23 protein-coding genes and 1 tRNA gene are annotated in these 18,073 nt (G+C 68.7%); 9 read left to right on the forward strand and 15 right to left on the reverse strand.

The window, feature by feature from the left end; all coding sequences use genetic code 11:
- The 9 genes from rpmC to LT972_RS03085 are packed head-to-tail and all read right to left on the reverse strand — an operon-like array spanning position 1 to position 5,638.
- Positions 1-216, reverse strand: a complete 216-nt coding sequence (gene rpmC / locus LT972_RS03045) for a 50S ribosomal protein L29 (protein ID WP_232571726.1) — start codon at positions 214-216, stop codon at positions 1-3.
- On the reverse strand, positions 216-1,148 hold the full coding sequence (locus tag LT972_RS03050; protein WP_232571727.1) for a 30S ribosomal protein S3: 933 nt from the start codon (positions 1,146-1,148) through the stop codon (positions 216-218). Before LT972_RS03050 ends, rpmC begins: the two co-directional genes overlap by 1 nt.
- On the reverse strand, positions 1,148-1,618 hold the full coding sequence (locus LT972_RS03055) for a 50S ribosomal protein L22 (protein WP_232571728.1): 471 nt from the start codon (positions 1,616-1,618) through the stop codon (positions 1,148-1,150). The genes LT972_RS03050 and LT972_RS03055 overlap by 1 nt, the downstream gene beginning before the upstream one ends.
- A gap of 3 nt (positions 1,619-1,621) precedes the next feature.
- Positions 1,622-2,044, reverse strand: coding sequence for a 30S ribosomal protein S19 (locus LT972_RS03060; RefSeq protein WP_232571729.1), 423 nt, complete (start codon positions 2,042-2,044; stop codon positions 1,622-1,624).
- Positions 2,045-2,046: 2 nt separating this feature from the next.
- Positions 2,047-2,769, reverse strand: a complete 723-nt coding sequence (locus LT972_RS03065) for a 50S ribosomal protein L2 (protein ID WP_232571730.1) — start codon at positions 2,767-2,769, stop codon at positions 2,047-2,049.
- Between the two features lie 2 nt (positions 2,770-2,771).
- Positions 2,772-3,026 (reverse strand): 50S ribosomal protein L23, encoded by a 255-nt coding sequence (locus tag LT972_RS03070; RefSeq protein WP_232571731.1) that lies wholly within the window; start codon positions 3,024-3,026, stop codon positions 2,772-2,774.
- Positions 3,023-3,775: a 50S ribosomal protein L4 gene (gene rpl4p, locus LT972_RS03075; RefSeq protein WP_232571732.1), complete on the reverse strand. Its 753-nt coding sequence runs from the start codon at positions 3,773-3,775 to the stop codon at positions 3,023-3,025. Before rpl4p ends, LT972_RS03070 begins: the two co-directional genes overlap by 4 nt.
- Before the next feature lie 2 nt (positions 3,776-3,777).
- Entirely contained in the window at positions 3,778-4,785 is a 1,008-nt protein-coding gene (locus LT972_RS03080; protein WP_232571733.1) for a 50S ribosomal protein L3, read from the reverse strand.
- Between the two features lie 4 nt (positions 4,786-4,789).
- Positions 4,790-5,638 (reverse strand): putative RNA uridine N3 methyltransferase, encoded by an 849-nt coding sequence (locus LT972_RS03085; RefSeq protein ID WP_232571734.1) that lies wholly within the window; start codon positions 5,636-5,638, stop codon positions 4,790-4,792.
- Positions 5,639-5,935: 297 nt separating this feature from the next.
- Between LT972_RS03085 and LT972_RS03090 the strand changes: the two genes are divergently transcribed.
- A tRNA-Gly gene (locus LT972_RS03090) sits at positions 5,936-6,006 on the forward strand.
- 88 nt (positions 6,007-6,094) lie between these two features.
- Here the strand turns inward: LT972_RS03090 and LT972_RS03095 are convergent.
- Positions 6,095-6,271 (reverse strand): hypothetical protein, encoded by a 177-nt coding sequence (locus tag LT972_RS03095; RefSeq protein WP_232571735.1) that lies wholly within the window; start codon positions 6,269-6,271, stop codon positions 6,095-6,097.
- A 232-nt stretch (positions 6,272-6,503) separates the two neighbouring features.
- Here LT972_RS03095 and LT972_RS03100 point away from each other — a divergent pair, with 232 nt between their 5' ends.
- From LT972_RS03100 to cruF, 6 genes are all read left to right on the forward strand, one after another.
- A complete protein-coding gene (locus tag LT972_RS03100) occupies positions 6,504-7,790 on the forward strand; it encodes an MFS transporter (RefSeq protein ID WP_232571736.1) in 1,287 nt (428 codons plus the stop codon).
- A 52-nt stretch (positions 7,791-7,842) separates the two neighbouring features.
- Positions 7,843-8,259, forward strand: coding sequence for a hypothetical protein (locus LT972_RS03105; protein ID WP_232571737.1), 417 nt, complete (start codon positions 7,843-7,845; stop codon positions 8,257-8,259).
- 36 nt (positions 8,260-8,295) lie between these two features.
- Positions 8,296-9,231, forward strand: a complete 936-nt coding sequence (gene mch, locus LT972_RS03110) for a methenyltetrahydromethanopterin cyclohydrolase (RefSeq protein WP_232571738.1) — start codon at positions 8,296-8,298, stop codon at positions 9,229-9,231.
- 84 nt (positions 9,232-9,315) lie between these two features.
- Complete coding sequence (locus LT972_RS03115; protein WP_232571739.1) at positions 9,316-10,857, forward strand: phytoene desaturase family protein; 1,542 nt, start codon at positions 9,316-9,318, stop codon at positions 10,855-10,857.
- A 1-nt stretch (position 10,858) separates the two neighbouring features.
- A complete protein-coding gene (locus LT972_RS03120) occupies positions 10,859-11,686 on the forward strand; it encodes a prenyltransferase (RefSeq protein WP_232571740.1) in 828 nt (275 codons plus the stop codon).
- A complete protein-coding gene (gene cruF, locus LT972_RS03125; protein ID WP_232571741.1) occupies positions 11,679-12,512 on the forward strand; it encodes a bisanhydrobacterioruberin hydratase in 834 nt (277 codons plus the stop codon). Before LT972_RS03120 ends, cruF begins: the two co-directional genes overlap by 8 nt.
- On the opposite strand, the gene LT972_RS03130 is transcribed toward cruF, so the two are convergent.
- Positions 12,509-13,456: a phytoene/squalene synthase family protein gene (locus LT972_RS03130; protein ID WP_232571742.1), complete on the reverse strand. Its 948-nt coding sequence runs from the start codon at positions 13,454-13,456 to the stop codon at positions 12,509-12,511. The two genes, cruF and LT972_RS03130, sit on opposite strands and share 4 nt — an antisense overlap.
- A 155-nt stretch (positions 13,457-13,611) precedes the next feature.
- Here LT972_RS03130 and LT972_RS03135 point away from each other — a divergent pair, with 155 nt between their 5' ends.
- Together LT972_RS03135 and LT972_RS03140 are read left to right on the forward strand one after the other, a co-directional pair.
- Positions 13,612-14,100, forward strand: a complete 489-nt coding sequence (locus tag LT972_RS03135) for a hypothetical protein (protein WP_232571743.1) — start codon at positions 13,612-13,614, stop codon at positions 14,098-14,100.
- Entirely contained in the window at positions 14,097-14,765 is a 669-nt protein-coding gene (locus tag LT972_RS03140) for an HAD family hydrolase (RefSeq protein WP_232571744.1), read from the forward strand. The genes LT972_RS03135 and LT972_RS03140 overlap by 4 nt, the downstream gene beginning before the upstream one ends.
- Here the strand turns inward: LT972_RS03140 and LT972_RS03145 are convergent.
- The 4 genes from LT972_RS03145 to LT972_RS03160 all read right to left on the reverse strand — a co-directional run bounded on the left by LT972_RS03145 (position 14,753) and on the right by LT972_RS03160 (position 18,028).
- Positions 14,753-15,121 (reverse strand): hypothetical protein, encoded by a 369-nt coding sequence (locus tag LT972_RS03145; protein WP_232571745.1) that lies wholly within the window; start codon positions 15,119-15,121, stop codon positions 14,753-14,755. The genes LT972_RS03140 and LT972_RS03145 overlap by 13 nt on opposite strands.
- 34 nt (positions 15,122-15,155) lie before the next feature.
- Positions 15,156-16,760 (reverse strand): GTPBP1 family GTP-binding protein, encoded by a 1,605-nt coding sequence (locus tag LT972_RS03150; protein WP_232571746.1) that lies wholly within the window; start codon positions 16,758-16,760, stop codon positions 15,156-15,158.
- 79 nt (positions 16,761-16,839) lie between these two features.
- Positions 16,840-17,451, reverse strand: a complete 612-nt coding sequence (locus tag LT972_RS03155; protein WP_232571747.1) for an HAD family hydrolase — start codon at positions 17,449-17,451, stop codon at positions 16,840-16,842.
- Between the two features lie 31 nt (positions 17,452-17,482).
- A complete protein-coding gene (locus LT972_RS03160) occupies positions 17,483-18,028 on the reverse strand; it encodes a J domain-containing protein (RefSeq protein ID WP_232571748.1) in 546 nt (181 codons plus the stop codon).
- Positions 18,029-18,073 lie beyond the last annotated feature (45 nt).

The raw sequence follows: 18,073 nt of genomic DNA on the forward strand, positions 1-18,073 counted from the left end.
TTAGCTCTCGTCTTCGAGGTCGCCTTCCTCGCGCTGAATCGTCTTGATTCGCGCGACGGTGCGGCGAAGCTCGCCGATGCGGCCCGGATTCTCCGGGGCGCCACCGGCGGCCTTCACTGCCTTCGCGTTCAGCAGCTCAGTGCGGATGTCCTCGAGTTCCGCCTCTCGCTCGGCGGGGGTCATGTCGCGAATCTCTTGCGTGTGGAGAATCGCCATTACTCCTCACCCTCCTCGGATTCGTCGTCTTCCATCTCTTCGAGGAGTTCCTCGGCGGTCTCCTCGGCTTCCGAGTCGACGTCCTCGAACTCCTCGTCCTCGACTTCCGCAGCGAGTTCGTCGAGTTCCTCCTCGACGTCCTCGTCGGTCGCCACTTCGGCCTCCTCGGCCTCGACGGCTTCCTCGACGAGTTCCTCGGCGGCCGCGTCGGACGCCTCGGACGTCTCGGTCTCCTCGTCGGCGTCGGCGACTTCCTCGTCGTCGCCCTCGCCCTCGAGGAGCTCTTCGAGTTCCTCCGCGGACTCCTCTTCGTCCACGACGAGGTCCTCGATGTCGGCTTCCTCCTGAATCTCGAAGTCGTCGGGGAGTTCGGCGTTCGGCGGGATGATCTTCACGTTCACGCCGATGGTGCCGAGTTTCATCACGGCGACGCCCTTGCCGTGGTCGACGATCTCCTCTGCGGGTTCGCCGTTGTGCTTGATGTAGCCGCGGTTGAACTTCTCGACGCGGCCGCGGTTGCCGGTGACCTTCCCGCTCAGGACGATTTCGGCGCCCAGTGCGCCGGCTTCCATGATGCGGTCGATGGTCGTGTGACCGGCCTTCCGGAAGTACCAGCCGCGCTCGAGCGCGTTCGCGAGGCGGTCCGCGACGATCTGTGCGTTCAGGTCGGGTTCGTCGACCTCCTGCACGTCGATCTGCGGGTCCTCGAGGTCGAATCGCTCCTCGAGCTGGGTCGTGATCTTCCGGATGTTCTTCCCGCCCTTCCCGATGACCATCCCGGGCTTCTCGGCCTTCAGGACGATCTGCATGCCCATCGGGGTGGGAGCGAGTTCCATGCCGCCGTAGCCGGCTCGCGCCAGTTCCTCGGCGAAGAACTCGTCGATCTGGGAGCGCTGGAGGCCCTGCTCGATGAATTCGAGTTCGTCGGCCATTAGGCGCTCACCTCCTCGGTCTCCGTCACGACGAGTTCCACGTCACAGAGCGTGGTGTTCCACGGGTCCGCCTTCCCCATCGCGCGGGGCTTGCGGCCGCGGCTCTCGTCCACCTTGTGGGGTGCGACGTGTTCGATGACCATCTCGTCCGCGTCGAAGCCCTGCTGGCTCGCGTTGTTCGACACGTTCGAGAGGAGCTTCAGGAAGTCCTTCGAGGCCTTCTCCGGGTAGCGCCCGGCGTCCCAGCCCTCGATGTCGTTCCGGTGGCCGACGCCGCTGTTGTGCTGCTTGAACGGCACCGACTGCTCCTCGTCGACGACGGCCTGGAGGTACTCCTTGGCGTCGGCGACGGTCTCGCCCTTGATCTGGCGAGCGATGGCTTTGCTGTGCTTCAGGCTGATGGGTCGCTCCCGGAGCATCGCTTTCGCGGAGGTGTCCGGGTCGACGTCCACGCTGTAGCTGATTCCCATGGTTTACTTGAGCGGCACGAACTTCGAGGAGCGGGTCGCGCCGATACCCGCCTGCCCGTGTTCGACCGACGTTCGGGTGAGCTGGAACTCGCCGAGGTAGTGCCCGATCATCTCGGGCTGGACCTCGACGCGCTCGAACTCCTGTCCGCTGTAGACCGCGAACGTCAGACCGACGAACTCCGGCAGCACCGGCATGTCGCGCAGGTGCGTCCGAATCGGGTTGTTGGCCGTCTCTTCGGCGGTCGCGTCGCGGGCCTCCTCGAGCACCTTGTGGTGCTCGTCGGACAGGCCACGGGTGATGGTTCGCCGCGCGCGGGCGGGAAGCAGTTCCGCGACGTCCTCCAGGCTCATGTCCTGCAGTTCGTCGAGGTCGTAGCCGCGGTAGGTGAACTCACCTTCGCGGCCGGTTCGGTATTCCGTACTCATGGTTACTTGTTCCCTCCGCGGCCGGTTCGCTTCGACGCGATGTCACCGACCTTGCGGCCCGGCGGCGCGTTCTTGGACACGCTCTTCGGGCGACCGGGGTGCTGGCGGCCACCGCCACCGAAGGGGTGGTCGACGGCGTTCATCGCGACACCACGCACGCGCGGCCACTTCGTGCCTCGCGCCTTCATCTTGTGGTGTTTGTTCCCGGCTTTGACGTGGGGTTTCTCGGTGCGGCCGCCGCCGGCGACCACGCCGATGGTGGCGCGACAATCCGGGGAGAGCCGCTTCATCTCGCCGCTCGGCAGCTGGACGACCGCGGCGTCGCGCTCGTGGGTCACGAGGTCCGCGTTGACCCCGCTCGCGCGAGCGAACTTGCCGCCGTCGCCGGGCTGGCTCTCGACGTTACAGACCGGGACGCCCTCGGGAATCTCCGCGAGCGGGAGGGTGTTGCCCTCCTCGATGCTCGCCGAGATGCCGACTTCGACGGTGTCGCCGACGCCGGTGCCCTCGCTGGCGAGGACGAGACGCTGGTCGCCGTCCTCGAACTTGACGTTCGCGACGGGCGCGCTGCGCGCGGGGTCGTGTTCGATGTCGACGACCTCGCCCGCGAGCACGTCCGTGTCCTCGGTCTTCCGGTGTGACAGTTCTGCTTTGTATCGGTGCGACGGCGCTCGGAACGTCGACGTCCCGCGCCCGCGTCGCTGGCCTTGGATTCTGCGTCCCATGGTCAGAACACCCCGATGCGGGAGGCGACGTCCTGTGCGTCGTCCTCCTCGGAGAGCGTGACCGTCGCCTTCTTCTCGCCGCCCGGCGTCACCTGCGTGTTCACGTTGGTGATGGTCACGTCGTACTCGTTCTCGATGCTCTCGCGAATCTCGGGCTTCGCGGCGTCGAGGTCGACGATGAACTGGAGCTTGTTGTCGAAGTCCATCTCGTCCATCGCCTTCTCCGTCACGAGGGGGTAGTCGATGATACCGCTCATCGCTGTGCCACCTCCTCGACTGCGCTCTCGGTCCAGACCGTCAGTCGGCCCGGCTCCGTGCCCGGTGCGAGGTCTTCGGTGTTCACCTCTCGCCCGGTCGCCACGTCGACGCCCGCGAGGTTGCGCGCGGCCTTCGACGGCCCGCTCTCGCTGGAGGTGACGAACAGAATCGAGGTCGGTTCCTTGTACTTCCGGCCGCGGAGTTTCCCTTGGCCGGCACGGACGGTCTTGCCGTCGTCCGCGCGCTCGACGTCAGCGTGGACGCCGAGCGCTTCGAGGAACGCGACGACCTCCTTGGTCTTCACGAGGCCCTCGAACTCGTCGTCGACGACGAGCGGGAGTTCGATGTCGTCCTCGAACTGGTGGCCGCGGTCGGCCACGAGGTCGCCGTCCGTCGTCGCCGCGACGGCGCTCCGGGTGGCGGCCTTCCGCTCCTTGTCGTTGAGGTCGAGACCGTGGTCTTTCTCGGCTTTCGGCGGGTGCGCTTTCCGGCCGCCGACCGTCTGCGGGACGCGAGCCCCACGCCCGTTCGTCTTCGGGACGTGAGCCATACCGCGGCCGCTGCCTTGGGATTCGGCGGAGGTGCGCAGGCCCGCGTACTCGTCGGAGCCGTACTCCTGTGTTCGATTGGCCTGAGCGGCGAGGACGGCACGCTTGATGAGGTCCGGCCGGACGGGTTCTGAGAACACGTCTGGCAGGTCCAGCGTCCCGGATTCGTCGCCGTTCAGGTCGCGTACGGTTGCCTGCATGGTTATCCTTGGTTAGATGCGGTACTCACGTAGCGCACCTCGGGGTCGAGGCGCGGCGACTCGCTCGGCCGGACGGCCGGGCGGAACCGCACCAGTCGTTGCTCCGGACCGGGAACCGAGCCCTTCACGAGCGTGTACGGGCCGTCGACTTCGCCGTAGTTCGGGAAGCCGCCGTCCGCGTTCACGTCGTCGCCCTCACCGAAGTCGATGAGGCGCTTGTTGAGTTCGGTGCGCTGGTGGTAGCCGGTCTGCCCCAGCTGGGGGACCGTCGAGCGCACACGGCTCGGGTTCCACGGGCCGAGGTTACCGATTCGGCGCCGCCAGCCCTGGCGGGCGTGCTTGCCTTTCCGCTTTTGCACGCCCCAGCGCTTGACGGGACCCTGGGTACCCTTGCCCTTCGTGACGCCGGCGACGTCGGTGAACTCGCCGGCTCGGAAGACGTCGCCGAACTCGTGGACGCCGCCGTCCTCGATGAGTTCGGCCGCGAAGTCGGCGCGGTCCCGGAGGGAACCGCCGCCGACGCGCGTCTCCATCACGTCGGGTTTCTTCTTCGGGACGCTCGCGACGTCGCCGGGCACCGTGTGCGTGATGACGCGGATGTCGGCGATGTCCTCGGATTCGAGCGCCTCGGTCAGTTCGTCTGTGTCTCCGCCCGCTTCGGGGACGGAGAGCGTGCGGTCGAGTTCCTCGTGGACGTCGTCTGCCCAGACTTCCGTGAGCGGCTTCTTGCCGTACGGCGTGTCTTCGTAGAGGCGGACGGCCGCCGCCCGCATGGGCGGCGTCTCGACGACGGTCACGGGGACCGTCGTCTCCATGCCCTCCGTGGGCGAGTTGGCCTGGTCGTCGACGAGGACGACGTGGGACATCCCGGCCTTGTAGCCGGCGAAGCCCTGCAGACCGACTTGCCCGTCGTCGGCGGGCCACGAGTTGAAGCGCGGCACTTCACTCTCCGCGCGCTTGCGGGGACTGAACCCCATCGAGCCTTTTCGTGGTCGGTTTGGCTGTGGCATCGTATCACTCCGTGAGCGTTAGGCAGCCGAGCGTCGCGAACAGAGCTTCCTCCGTTCGAACGACCTCGCTGCCTTGCGACGGGATGGTGTTGAGCCAGGCGTCGAATCCCGCGGGAGCGTCGGATGAAGTGGTGGCACTCTCCCTGACGTCGTCTTCGCTCACTCCGAGCATGGGCGGGAGCCCACGCCCCGGCGAGCCGAAGGCGACGGTCAGTCCGTCCCGGGCGGTGCGTTCGACGTACCCCCCGAGGGAGGCCGCGGAAAGCGGCGTCCCGTGGCGGGAGGTGGCGATGCGAACGCCCGCGTCGGGGCGGTCGAGAGCGTCACCGAGGTCCACGCGTTCGACCGAGAACCCCGGGAGGGGTTCGTCGACCAGCTTTGCGCGGACCGGTCGTCGCGAAGAGACCCTGATGGTCACGCGCTCCCCCTCCTCGACCTCCATACCGGGAGGCGTGTGGAGGGAGATCGGGTGTTGCATTCCGCAATTGACCCGAACGCGCCCTTCAGATCCGACCTGGGTCACGATTCCCTGTCGTATCGACCCAGACCCGCTCGAGTCTGAGCCGGTCCATGACGAGAGACGGAGCGGCGGCAGGACACCCACGTACTCCAGTTCGTCGCGGGTTTCGAAGGCCTCCTTTCGGAGGTACGGTGGCGTTGCGGCGTACCGCAACACCGTTTCGACGAACCCGCCGCCCCACTTCCGCTCGCCGTCTTCGTCGGGGAAGACGCCGAGTCGGTCCATCCGGAACACCGCCGCCGCGCGGGCGACGTAACCGAGTTTGCGAGTTGCCTCGCGTTTGTCCTCGGCTTCCCGGACGAGGGACGACGGCACGAGTACGGTCCGTGTCATGCCGTGTCGCGTCCGTGTCTCGTCACGAGACTGTAGGGTAGATACAGACCTCTCCGTAAAAAGGGTGGCGTTTCGGATGCGGGCCTGTGGCGCCCTCGCACGCCGGATATCGGCCGATTCGTGTGCGACTAGTTGTCAGCCGACGCGGCGAGTGGGCGAATCGCCTACTTGCGACCGTCGCGGCCCGTGGAAACCGGGATACGGCGTCGCGGAGACGCGGCCTGCGGTGAGTTCGCACACTCGGTCGCAAAGAACGGATTTATATACAACCGTGCCGTTGAATCGAATGCGAAGCACGCGTTGGTAGTGTAGTGGTATCACGTGACCTTGCCATGGTCACAACCTGGGTTCAAATCCCAGCCAACGCACTTCTCTCGATACTCTCACCGGTCAGCGACGGTTCTGTCGCGTCCTTCTCGTCCTGGTAGTGACCGCTCGCGCTCTCGCGCGTGCGGTCTACAGCCTGTCTCGGAGTGTACTGCCGACGGCGAGTGCGACGGCGACGAGGGCGATGGCGACCGCGGCGGGGTCGGTGTCGCCGCCGAACCGCCAGCCGAGGGCGACGTAGCCGACGACGGCGACGAGGGCGAACGCGATACCGACGCGCGGGAGCTGTCCGGATTTGCCGGGCATGGCTGTACGTCCGTCGACCAGCGGGTAAAGTGTTGTAGTCACTCGCACGCGATGCGACTTCCCGGACATATCACTTTCTGTACTGTAACAATTTTCACTAACTCCGGGTCGGATGGCGTGGCAGAACACTCACGAGAGGGACAGAGGGGCGGTTCTGCAGACATCAGCGTGGTATTGTGTCGCACTCTCTCGGTGGTTATTTGTCGGATGCCGATAATTGTCTCGTGTCCCCATGAGCCGTCTCTCGAAGTCTGCGGTCATCCGGCGGTACTACCTCTACCGCGCGACAGCGCGGCCCGGATTCCACTACCCAATCTACACGTTCTTCCTGCTGTTCAACGGCCTGAGTTACACCCAAATCGGCCTCATCGCCTCGATTCAGTCCGTCGTCATCGTCACCTCCGAGGTGCCCACGGGGTACGTCGGCGACCGCATCGGGCGGCGGAACAGCCTCGCGGTCGGCGCGTTCATCATGCTCATCTCGAACGCAAGTTACCTCGTCGCGACCGACTTCGCCGGGTTCGCGTTCACGTTCATCTCGCTGTCCTTCGGCGGCACGTTCATCTCCGGGAGCGGCAGCGCGTGGCTCTACGACACGCTCCAGGAGCACGGCATCGAGGACGAGTTCACTCGCGTGAGCGGTCGCGGGCGCGCCATCGGTCTCTACGTCGGCGCGGCGGGCTGTCTGCTCGGCGCGGTCCTCTACACGGTCAACCGACTCTACCCGTTCTACGCGGGTATCGCCGTGGCGGTGCTGTCGCTCGCGTTCGTCCTGCGACTCCCGCAGAACGAGGCCTACGACGAGGACAGCGACCACGAGCAAGAGCGCATCGGGATGCGAGAGGCGCTTCCCGTGGTCTTCGACCAGATAAAGACCCCTCAGCTCCGGTGGTTCGTCGTCTACCTCGCGCTGTTCAGCGGCGCGCTCTGGACGATGGACATGTGGATTCAGCCGATAGCGCGCAGCGCCATCGAGGAGACGTTCCTCCCGACGCTGAAGCGCCTGCCCATCGAGCGCCCCGAGATACTCTTCATCGGGCTACTGTACGGCGCGTTCCGGTTGCTGTCGGCGGTCGCGAGCGACTACTCGAGCAACCTCCGGGACCTGCTCGGCGTCCGGAAAGCCATCATGCTGGTCCCCGGAATAATCGCGGTCACGTACGTGGTCGCCGCGTTCGAGCCGCTGATGGTGTTCGTGATGCTGTTCGCGATGAAGGGCGGGGGTGCGATGCTCGGCCCGATTCAGAACCAGTACCTCAACGACCACGTCCAGTCGGTCGGGCGCGCGACGCTGCTGTCGTCGGTCGCGATGCTCCGGCAAGTGGCCGGCATCCCGTTCCGTCTGGGGAGTGGCGTCCTCGCCGACGCGTACTCGACTATCGACGCCGTCGCCATCCTCGGGGCCGTCTTCCTCGTGGCGTCGTTCCTGCTGTGGACGTTCCGCTCGCCCGTGGAACGCGATTACGAGCCCTCGTCGACCACCAAGTCGGCGCCGGAATCGGGCGCCGCGGAGGACTGACGCGACCGTCGACCGAACTATTTTTCACACAGAGAAGTAGGAATACTGTGGCGTGAAACGCGCTCACCGGTTCGGACTGCTGGTCGTCATCGGCGTCGCAGTCGCCGCCGTCGGCGTCGTCGGCGCGCCGTCCTGTCAGGACACGACTTCGCTGCTCGCGGACTCGACCGACTCGACCGGCGGTTCCGTCACCGCGTTGGAGAACGTCTCCGCGAACGTCCGTCCGACTGTCGAGGCCGCAGCGACGTCTGGGCGCGCGACACTGGAGCCCTCGCACATCGGCGACCTGCCGGGCGACGTGCGAGTGAACGGCACCCGGTACGCGCTCACGGTGTACGACGAGGGCTGTCGGGGCGACAGGCAGTGGTTCGTGGTGACGTTCGGGGGTGCGATGACGGCGGTGCTCGGGTTCGCGGGCGTGGTCCACGCGACGATCGGTGGATTCACGGCCGGCGCGCGCCGGTACTGAGAAACCTCTTGTGTGGGGGCGCCGAATCCGACGAGCATGGACAGTCTCAACCGGATGGCGCTGGAGCTCGCCGACGAGGCGTTGGAGTTCACCGAGGAACTGGACGTCGGCGCGTTCGAGTTGGAGAACGGCGCGACGGTCATCGACTTCGGCGTGGAGCACCGCGGCGGTCTCGAGGCCGGCCTGTTGCTCGCCGAACTGCAGACGGCGGGGCTCGCGACCGTACAGACGCGCGTCGACGAGGTGGCCGGGGCGACGTTCCCGCACGTCGAACTCGCCTGTGACCGCCCCGCGGTCTCCCTGCTCGGCGCGCAGAAGGCCGGCTGGGAGCTCTCGGTCGACGACTACGAGGGGCTCGGGAGCGGGCCGGCTCGCGCGCTCGTCGCTCGCGAGGGCGAGTTTCAGGCCATCGACTACGTGGACGCCTTCGAGTTCGCGGTGCTCGCACTGGAGAGTGACGCGCTCCCGACGGAGGCCGCGGCCGGGCAGGTCGCCGACCTCTCGGACGTGAACACCGAGAGCGTCTTCCTGCCGACGTACCGCACGGCGAGCGTCGCGGGGAGCGTCACGGCGGCGGCTCGCGCGGCGGAACTCGCGATGTTCCGCCTGTACGAACTCGGCTACGACCCGACGAACGTCCTCACGGCCAGCGGGAGCGCACCGGTCGCGCCCGTCGCCGGCGACGAGGAGACGGCCATCGGGCGGACGAACGACGCGCTCGCGTACGGCGGGCGCGTCCACCTCACCGTCGAGGAGGACTTCGACGGGTTCGCGGCGGTGCCGTCGTCGGCGGCCGAGCGCTACGACGCGCCGTTCGCCGAAATCTTCGGGGACGCCGACTGGGACGTCGGCGACGTGGACGAGGGCGTGTTCGGGCCGGCGCAGGTCACCGTGAACGTCGTCGGCGGGCCGACGTACTCGCTCGGCGAGGTCCACGAGGACCTGCTCGCCGAGGGCTTCGACGTGGCGTAACCGCTGTCGGGCGCCGACCGCGGGTCGTCGTTTCAGCCCGCCGGAAGGTGGCGTTTTATCTACCGTCCGTCCCACGTTTCGGGCATGCAACCGCTCTCGGGTCGGTCGGTCGCCGTCGTCGGGTCTGGCTTCGGCGGGCTCTCCACTGCGTGTCACCTCGCGGACGCGGGCGCGGACGTGACCGTCGTGGAGAAAAACGAGCAGGTCGGCGGGCGCGCGAGTTCGCTGGAGCGCGACGGCTTCACGTTCGACATGGGGCCGTCGTGGTACCTGATGCCGGACGTCTTCGAGCGCTTCTTCGCCGAGTTCGACCGGGAGCCGACGGACTACTACGGCCTCACTCACCTCGACCCGCACTACCGCATCTTCTTCAAGGATAACGAGGGGCGGCGTCCGGGGCGCGCGCCGCCCGGCCTCGACGTGGACGCGGACGGCGACACCATCGACGTGACGCCCGACCGCGAGCAGGTGAAGGCCGTCTTCGACGCGTACGAACCGGGCGCGGGCGACGTGCTCGACGACTACCTCGCCCAATCGAGGGAGAACTACGAGGTGGGGATGGAGCACTTCGTCTACGAGGACCGGCCCCGAGTCCGGGACTGGCTGGACCCGAGTCTCGCGGAGTACGCGCGCGGTCTCACCCTCCTCGGGTCGATGCAGGACCACGTCGAGAAGTACTTCGACCACCCGAAACTCCAGCAGGTGATGCAGTACACGCTCGTGTTCCTCGGGGGGTCGCCGGACACGACGCCGGCGCTCTACAACCTGATGAGTCACGTCGACTTCAACCTCGGCGTCTACTACCCGGACGGCGGGATGAACGCCGTCGCCCTCGGGATGGCCGACCTCGCCGAGGAGTTGGGCGTGGAGTTTCTCACCGACCACCCCGTCACCGCCATCAAGGGGCGTCGGGGCGGCTTCAAGGTCGAGACGGACGGCGCAATCGGCGACGTGCTCGCGGACGTGGTCGTCTCGGACGCGGACTACGCGCACACCGAACAGGAACTCCTCCCGCCGGAGAAGCGCCAGTACGACGCGGACTACTGGGAGTCCCGGACGTACGCGCCGTCGGCGTTCCTGCTCTACCTCGGCGTGGAGGGCGACGTGGAGCCGCTCGCCCACCACACGCTCGTTCTGCCATCCGACTGGCAGGGCCACTTCGACCAGATTTTCGACGACCCCGAGTGGCCCGAGGACCCCGCGTACTACCTCTGTGTGCCGTCGAAGACGGACGACGACGTGGCGCCCGAGGGACACAGCAACCTCTTCGCGCTCGTCCCCATCGCCGCCGGCCTCGACGACACCGACGAGGTGCGCGCGGAGTACCGCGACCTCGTCTTGGAGGACATCGCCGAGAACACGGGCGTCGACCTCCGGGACCGCATCGTCGTGGAGGAGACGTTCTCGGTCTCGGAGTTCGCGGACCGGTACAACTCCTACCAGGGGACCGCACTCGGCCTCGCGCACACGCTCCGACAGACCGCCTTGTTCCGGCCGCCACACCGCTCGAAGGCCCTCGACGGCCTCTACTTCACGGGGTCGTTCACGACGCCCGGCATCGGCGTGCCGATGTGTCTCATCAGCGGCGAGATAACCGCGGACTACGTCGTGGACGACGAGCGCTGAGATGCTCCGGTATCTGGTGACGCTGTCCCGCCCGCGGTTCTGGCTCTACCTCGCCGGCCCCGTGCTGGTCGGGGTGTCGTACGCCGCCGCCGACGTGCCCGAGTTGTTCAGCGCGCCCGCCGTCGCGCTGTTCGCGTACTTCCTCGTCCCCGCGAACGTCTACCTCTACGGTGTCAACGACGTGTTCGACCGGGACGTGGACGAGGCGAACCCGAAGAAAGAGGGCCGGGAGGCGCGCTTCCGCGGTGGGCGCGCGGTGACTGCAGTCGTCGCCGTCTCGGGCGCGCTCCTGCTCGCGCTCGCTCCCGTCGTTCCGGCAGTCGCGTACCCGTGGCTCGCCGGGTGGTTCCTGCTCGCGACAGAGTACAGCGCGCCCCCGTTCCGGTTCAAGACGACGCCGTTCCTCGACTCGCTCTCGAACGGCCTCTACGTTCTCCCGGGCGCCGCCGCGTACGCTGCCGTCGCCGGCCAGCATCCGCCCCTGCTCGCGGTCGCCGGCGGGTGGCTGTGGGCGATGGGGATGCACACGTTCTCCGCGATTCCCGACATCGAGCCCGACCGCGACGCCGGCATCCGCACGACTGCGACGGCGCTCGGGGAGCGCCGGACGTACGCGTACTGTGCGGCGTGCTGGCTCGCCGCCGCCGGCGTGTTCGCGCTCGTGGACTGGCGACTCGGCGCGCTGCTGCTCGCGTACCCCGTCCTCGTCTTCGGTATCGTCCGGAGCAGCATCGACGTGGACCGCGCGTACTGGTGGTACCCCTACGTGAACACGCTCGTCGGGATGGCGTTCACCCTCGGCGGCCTCTGGAGGCTCACCAATGCGTGACCGCGCCGCCCTCGAACGCCGCCTCGACGCGCTCGTCGCCGACAACCGCTTCGAGATAGCGGTGGTGTTCCCCGCGGTCGGTGCCGTCCTCCTGCTCGCGTCCGCGTGGGACCTCCTGCCCGCGCCGTTCTCCTTCAACCCCTACCTCATCCTGTTCGGGACGCTCGTGATGCGCCTCCCGCTGATTGCGGGGCTCGCGCCGCTCGTCGACCGGAAGGCGGCGGCCGCGCTGCTCGCGCTCACCGCGTACGCGTACGGCATCGAACTCGTCGGCGTCGCTACCGGCTGGCCGTACGGCCACTTCGAGTACCTCGTCGAACTCGGACCGATGCTCCTCGGGGCGGTCCCGGCCGGTCTGCCGGTGTTCTTCTTCCCGCTGGTCGTGAACAGTTACCTGCTCGCGCTCCTCCTGCTCGGGCCGCGCGCCGACTCCCCCGTGGTCCGCCTGCCCGCCGTCGCCGCGCTCGTCCTCTGGATGGACGTGGTGTTGGACCCCGCCGCCGTCGCGCTCGGGTTCTGGACCTACGACGCCGGCGGCGTCTACTACGGCGTCCCGCTGTCGAACTACCTCGGCTGGGTGCTGTCGGCGAGCGTCTCCGTCGCCGTCCTCGACTGGGGGTTCTCGCGGACCGGGCTCCGCGACCGACTCGCGTCGTGTGCGTTCCTGCTCGACGACCTCGTGAGCTTCGTCATCCTCTGGGGCGTCGTGAACGCCGCGTTCGGCCAGTTCGTGCCCGCGCTCGCCGCGGGCGTGCTCGGGGCCGCCCTGCTCGCCACGGACCGCTTCGACTTCGGCGTGTTCGACCGGTCGCCCGCCCGCCTCTAGGGCGTCGGGTGTGGGTCGCCGTGGCGCTGCCGGTGGTCGACCTGCTGGGTGAGTTCCGTCACGCGGTAGAAGACGTGTTCCGGGTCCTTGTTGAGCGCCCACAGCGCCCGCGTCTTCGCGAGCAACCAGAGTTTCCGCGTCGTGCTCAGCCCCGGCGTCTCCGTGAGCACGTCGCAGTCCCGCGCCCGAATCTCGCGGTGGTGGTCGGCGTACAGCACCGCCGACAGCAACACCGCGAACTGGCAGTCCTCGGGGAGGTACTGGATGCCGGCGACGCCCTCGCGGTACTTCGTCTCCGTGTACGCCAACTCCGTGCGCATCGCCTCCCGGAATCCCGCGGTCACCTCGCGGTCGCGCAACTGCTCTACGGTGACGCCGTACTCCTCGCGGGTCTCCGCCGGGAGGTAGACGCGGTCGTACTCGTGGATGTCCTCGGCGACGTCCCGGAGGAAGTTCGACAACTGGAACGCCTCTGCGAGCGCCGCCGCGTGGGGCGCCGCCGTCTCCGGGTCCTCGACCTGCATCACGTCCATCATCATGTTCCCGACGGCGACCGCCGACCCCCGCATGTACGTCTCCAGTTCCTCGTGGGTGTCGTACCGGGTCGTCTCGAGGTCCGCCAGCATCGCGTCGACGAACGTGTTCACGTCCTCGTCGCTGATGTCGTAGCGCACCGCGAGTTCCCGGAACGCGGTCAACACCTTGTCGTCGCTCTCGCGTTCCCCCAACGCGACCTCGCGGATGCGTTCTAACTCCTCGCGCTGGCGCTCCGGGTCGCGGTCCTCGGTCGTATCCACCACGTCGTCGGCGACGCGGAAGAACGCGTACAGCACGTACGTCGAGTTGCGCACGCGCTTCGGCAGGAGTCTCGTCGCGAGGTGGAACGTCTTCCCCGTTCGCTGTTGTATCGTCTTACTCGTCGAAATTTGTGTCTTGTCAACCATTGTTGATGGACGGCTTCCTCGCGGCACTGCGACCCCAACGCGGGTGCCCCGGCGTTGCTGTACCATCTATACGGAGCGAGACAAGAAAAAACACGGTGGCCGCGACGGGCCTCGCCTCCAAACGACTCAAGGCCCCGCAGCGCCGACCGTCTCGCATGCAGCGAAAGCCCGTGCCCCCCGCTCCCGCGTCGCTCGACGCGCTCTGGCGGGTCCGGGACGCCGTCCCGCTCGTCCCGAAACCCGAGGACGACTGCTGTCGCCGCGTCGTCGACCGCACCGACGTCCCCGACCGCGGCACCGCGTCCTCGTATCTCGTCTTCCTGTCGGCGCTCGGCCTCGCCACCGAGGAGGGCGGGAGTTACGCGCGCACCCAGTCAGACCCCGACACCGACGCGCTCGCGGCGGCGTTCCGCGAGAACGTCTTCCTCGTCGCCGAGACCCTCGACGCGCTCGACGCCGAGGGGCCCCGAACTTCAGAGGACGTGTTCGAGGCCGTCCGCGAGCGCGTGCCGCGCTGGGAGCGCGCGAAGCGCGAGAACTGGCCGGCGTTCTGGACCGAACGCGTGGAGCGCCGCCTCGACTGGGCGGTGCTGTTCGGCCTCGCCGCCGAAACCGAGGGCGGCTACGTGAGGGCCGACGCGTGACCGTCGACGCCGTCTGCCTCGACCTCGACGACACGCTCGTCACCTACGAGCGTTCGGTCGGCGAGGTGCTCGCGCTCGCGTTCGAGCGCGCGGGCGTCGACCCCTGTTTCGCGGCGAGCGACTACCGAGCGGCGTACGGCGACTACGCGGACGACGCCGACACCGTGAACGAACTCCGGCGCGCGTGCTTCGCGGACCTCGCCGCCGACGCCGGTCACGGCCCCGAGACGGGCCGCGCCGTCGCCGACGCGTTCGCCGAGACGCGCGACCAGACCCGCGTCGAGTGCCTGCCGGGCGCCCGCGACCTCCTCGACGTGCTCGATGTCCCGCTCGCGCTCGTCACGAACGGCGCGCCCGAGATGCAGCGACAGAAACTCCGCGGCGCGGGCCTCACCGGCGCCTTCGACGTCGTCGTGTTCGCCGGCTACGACGCCCCGTCGAAGCCAGACCCCGAGCCGTTCCGCCGCGCGCTCGCCGGCCTCGACGCGACCCCGGAGAACGCCGTCCACGTCGGGGACTCCGTCTCCTCGGACGTGGCCGGGGCGCACGCGGCGGGCCTCCGCTCGGTCTGGATACACGGCGACGCCGACCGGACGCCCGACCCGGAGCCACACCGCGCGTTCTCCGACCTTCACGGCGTCCGCGCGTGGCTTCAGTCCACGTAGTCTCGGTTTCGCGCGTAGAACGCGAACTGGCCGCCGAGCACGCCGAACGCCGCGGCGGCGGCCGCCGCGATGGCGCCCTCGTAGCCACCCGACACCGCAACGTATCCCGCAGCGAGGCCGAGGACGAGCGTCGCGCCGGCAGCGACGGCGCCGTCGACGACCTGCTCGGTCTCCGACTTCGCGGCGTCGTACGCGTCCCGGTCGAGGCGCGTGCTGGTCCGGACGAGAGCGGGCGTGCCCGCCGCCAGTCCGACTGCGAGCGCGTACGGCGTCGCCACGTGCAGCGACAGGCCGCCCGCGACCACGCCCGCGGCGACGATTCCGGCGACGAACTCCAGCGTGGGGCGACTGACCATACCGGGGATTGCGGGGTTCGCGAGAAAACTGTTGTCAGTCGGAGACGCTCGTGACCGTGCCGACGCCCTTGCTCGACCCCTCGCGGAACACGAACCGCTGGCCCTCCTCCACGAGGTACGGTCGGAACTTGAAGCGAACGCTCGTCTCGCCGGTGTCCCCGGGGAGCAGTTGGCCGCCCGACGGGTCGAACTTCGCGGCCTCGCCGATGGTTTCGAGGTGGACGACCGGCTCGTAGCCCGCGTCGATTCGCGTCGGGTGGTTCAACACCATCACCTCGGCCTCGAACTCCCGGACTGGCGTCGGGTCGGCGTCCGACGGCAGCAACACCATCCCGCGCTCCACGTCCTCCTCGCGGACGCCCTTCAGCGCGATGCCGACGATGCGGCCGGCCTGCGCGCGGTCGACGCGGTGGTAGTGCATCTCGATCGAGCGCACCTCCACGCGCCGGAACTCCCCGCTCGGGAACGGCCCGAGCAGGAGTTCGTCGCCCGCCTCGACGGTGCCGGATTTCACGGTGCCGGAGGCCACCGCGCCGACGCCCGTGACGTTGTACGTGCGGTCGACGTACATCCGGAACGCTCCGCTGGCCGCCGTCGTCTTCGGGAGGCGCTCGAACATCTCGTCGAGCACCTCCAGCCCCTCGGTCGTCACCGCGCTCGTTCGCACGATGGGGACGACGTTCTCGCCGACCTCCTCGACGGCCGCGTCGACGCCGTGGCGCGCCACCGGGAGCGGCGTGCGCCCGGTCTGCCGGAGCAGGCGCTCGACCTCGCGTTCGACCTCGGTCACGCGCTCCTCGTCCACGAGGTCGGTCTTCGTGATAGCGACGATGGTCGGCAGTTCGGTCGCCAGCAGGACGCCCGCGTGCTCGCGGGTCGTCTTCGTCGGGCCGTCGTCGGCCGCCACCGTCAGCAGGCCGTAGTCGAGTTTCTGTCCGACGAGCCCCCTGATGGTGGTCGACAGCCACGGTTCGTGGCCGACGGTGTCGACGAAACTCACGACGCGGTCTGCGTTCTCCACGACCGCCGCGCGCTCGTCCTTCCGGTCGGGGTTCCGCACGCGCATCGGGCCGTCGCCGTCGAAGCCGTAGACGCCGTAGGAGAGGTCCGCCGACAGGCCGCGCTCGACCTCGTGGGGCTGGACGTCGAGGAAGCCCCGGGTACTGCCGTCGCCGTCGTCCGGGTCGCCCGTGACGAGACTGCCGACGAGCGTCGACTTCCCGTGGTCGACGTGACCCGCCGTCCCGACGATGATGTGGTCGTCGTCGGTGGACAGCGCCGCGCCGTCCCGAATCGTCGCGACGCCCACGATGCCGCCGTCGCCGTCCTCGGTGCCCCACGTCTGCACGTCCTCGATGTGCGCGCCCGCCTCCTCGGCGAGCAGGCTCAACACGTCCATCGTCTCCGAGAACGTCTCCGGGGAGACGCCGGCGACGCCGCCGTCGTCGGTCACGCCGAGCACGTACTCGGCCTCCCCGTCCCCGGAGAGCACGCGGTGCCGGAGTTGCGCCGCGAGACTCTCCATTCGCCCGTCGGCGAGGTGGACGTCGCGGCTGAATCGCTCCTTGAACTCCACGCTCCCGCCCTCCCGTTCGCCGCGTTCGAGCGCGGTCACCAGTCGGGCACGGTCGCGTCCCATGGGACCGCGTTAGGGACTACCAGACAAAAGCCTTCCCCGGATAGCGGTACGTAGCCGTCCCGAGATTGCCGTTCCCGAACTACGCCCAGCCGAGGTCGCCCGGCACGTCGCCCAGTTCGCCGCCTCCGTAGCGCAGGGCGTCCCACCCCGCGTTCGCTGCGCCGTCCACGTCCGCGTCGGCGTCACCGACCAGCGCGTACGCGTCCGCCGGCAGGCGGCGCTCGGCCAACTCGAAGGGCGCCAAATCGGGCTTGTGTGCGCCCGCCTCGTAACTCGCGACCACGCAGTCGACGTGCTCGTGGAGGCCGTGGGCCGCGAGTTTCGCGCGCTGGAACTCCGGCGCGCCGTTCGTCAGCACGCCAACGCGGTACGCCTCGCCGAGTTCTGCGAGCGTCTCGCCCGCGCCCGGCGACGGCTCCAACAGTTCGATTTCCGCGTCCAGCAGCGCCGCGGCCGTCTCCTCGACGCCGCCGTCGAAGCCCGCCTCCGCACGAGCGCGCTCCACGCCGCCCCGGTACGGCGCCGGCTCGCAGGCCTCGAAGCGCTCCAGAAAGCCCGCGTTGTACGCCTCCAGCCACTCGTCCCGCGCCTCTCCCGCGACCGCCTCGAACGCCGCCGTCATCGCGTCCACGACGTCGCCCTCGTCGAACTGGAGGAGCGTCCCGTCGAGGTCGAAGTAGATGGCTCGCACACCCCGGAATTGGCGGAGGGGACCGTAGCCGTTACGCCTCGCGTTTCAGGCGCTCGTAGGCCTCGTTCACGCGAGAGAACTGCTCGCTGTCCCCGCCGCGGTCCGGGTGCAGGTCGCGGGCCTTCTCCCGGTACGCCGCCTTCACCTCCTCCGCGCTCGCATCCGGTTCGACGCCGAGCACGCGGTAGTCCTCGCGACGCGGCCGGTCCGCCGCCGCGCCGTCCGCCTGCGTCCGGTCTCGCCGCCGGCCACCGCCGCGACGCTCGCCCGCGTCGCGCCGACTCTCGCGGGCGCGGCGACTCTGCCCGCCCCGCGGCCCGCGGCTCGCTGCGCCGCCGTCCGCCGCGCGCCGGCGTTGCTCGCGCTCGAACTGCTCGCGGGAGACGCGACGCCGACGGTAGCCGCGCTCGAACGCCCCGCCCGACGCGTGGTAGTAGAAGATGCCCGCCGCGAGACCGAAGGGCACCGCGATGCCCAGCGCCACGGGACTGTACACCACGCCCAGAACGCCGAACACGACGCTAACTGCGCCGAACACCGCGGTCAACCCCCAGACGATGGTCGAATCCGGCTCCACGCCTCGACGTACGGCGTCGAAGAGTAAGGGTGTTGGCCTCACCCT

Origin of the sequence: Halobacterium litoreum, from assembly GCF_021233415.1 — an archaeon.
GTDB classification, from domain to species: Archaea; Halobacteriota; Halobacteria; order Halobacteriales; family Halobacteriaceae; genus Halobacterium; species Halobacterium litoreum.

Excerpts from the sequence above, each read along its gene's own strand:
- rpmC (WP_232571726.1), bottom strand. The coding sequence starts at position 216 with ATGGCGATTCTCCACACGCAAGAGATTCGCGACATGACCCCCGCCGAG.
- LT972_RS03050 (WP_232571727.1), bottom strand. The coding sequence starts at position 1,148 with ATGGCCGACGAACTCGAATTCATCGAGCAGGGCCTCCAGCGCTCCCAG.
- LT972_RS03055 (WP_232571728.1), bottom strand. The coding sequence starts at position 1,618 with ATGGGAATCAGCTACAGCGTGGACGTCGACCCGGACACCTCCGCGAAA.
- LT972_RS03060 (WP_232571729.1), bottom strand. The coding sequence starts at position 2,044 with ATGAGTACGGAATACCGAACCGGCCGCGAAGGTGAGTTCACCTACCGC.
- LT972_RS03065 (WP_232571730.1), bottom strand. The coding sequence starts at position 2,769 with ATGGGACGCAGAATCCAAGGCCAGCGACGCGGGCGCGGGACGTCGACG.
- LT972_RS03070 (WP_232571731.1), bottom strand. The coding sequence starts at position 3,026 with ATGAGCGGTATCATCGACTACCCCCTCGTGACGGAGAAGGCGATGGAC.
- rpl4p (WP_232571732.1), bottom strand. The coding sequence starts at position 3,775 with ATGCAGGCAACCGTACGCGACCTGAACGGCGACGAATCCGGGACGCTG.
- LT972_RS03080 (WP_232571733.1), bottom strand. The coding sequence starts at position 4,785 with ATGCCACAGCCAAACCGACCACGAAAAGGCTCGATGGGGTTCAGTCCC.
- LT972_RS03085 (WP_232571734.1), bottom strand. The coding sequence starts at position 5,638 with ATGACACGGACCGTACTCGTGCCGTCGTCCCTCGTCCGGGAAGCCGAG.
- LT972_RS03095 (WP_232571735.1), bottom strand. The coding sequence starts at position 6,271 with ATGCCCGGCAAATCCGGACAGCTCCCGCGCGTCGGTATCGCGTTCGCC.
- LT972_RS03100 (WP_232571736.1), top strand. The coding sequence starts at position 6,504 with ATGAGCCGTCTCTCGAAGTCTGCGGTCATCCGGCGGTACTACCTCTAC.
- mch (WP_232571738.1), top strand. The coding sequence starts at position 8,296 with ATGGACAGTCTCAACCGGATGGCGCTGGAGCTCGCCGACGAGGCGTTG.
- LT972_RS03115 (WP_232571739.1), top strand. The coding sequence starts at position 9,316 with ATGCAACCGCTCTCGGGTCGGTCGGTCGCCGTCGTCGGGTCTGGCTTC.
- LT972_RS03120 (WP_232571740.1), top strand. The coding sequence starts at position 10,859 with ATGCTCCGGTATCTGGTGACGCTGTCCCGCCCGCGGTTCTGGCTCTAC.
- cruF (WP_232571741.1), top strand. The coding sequence starts at position 11,679 with ATGCGTGACCGCGCCGCCCTCGAACGCCGCCTCGACGCGCTCGTCGCC.
- LT972_RS03130 (WP_232571742.1), bottom strand. The coding sequence starts at position 13,456 with ATGGTTGACAAGACACAAATTTCGACGAGTAAGACGATACAACAGCGA.
- LT972_RS03135 (WP_232571743.1), top strand. The coding sequence starts at position 13,612 with ATGCAGCGAAAGCCCGTGCCCCCCGCTCCCGCGTCGCTCGACGCGCTC.
- LT972_RS03145 (WP_232571745.1), bottom strand. The coding sequence starts at position 15,121 with ATGGTCAGTCGCCCCACGCTGGAGTTCGTCGCCGGAATCGTCGCCGCG.
- LT972_RS03150 (WP_232571746.1), bottom strand. The coding sequence starts at position 16,760 with ATGGGACGCGACCGTGCCCGACTGGTGACCGCGCTCGAACGCGGCGAA.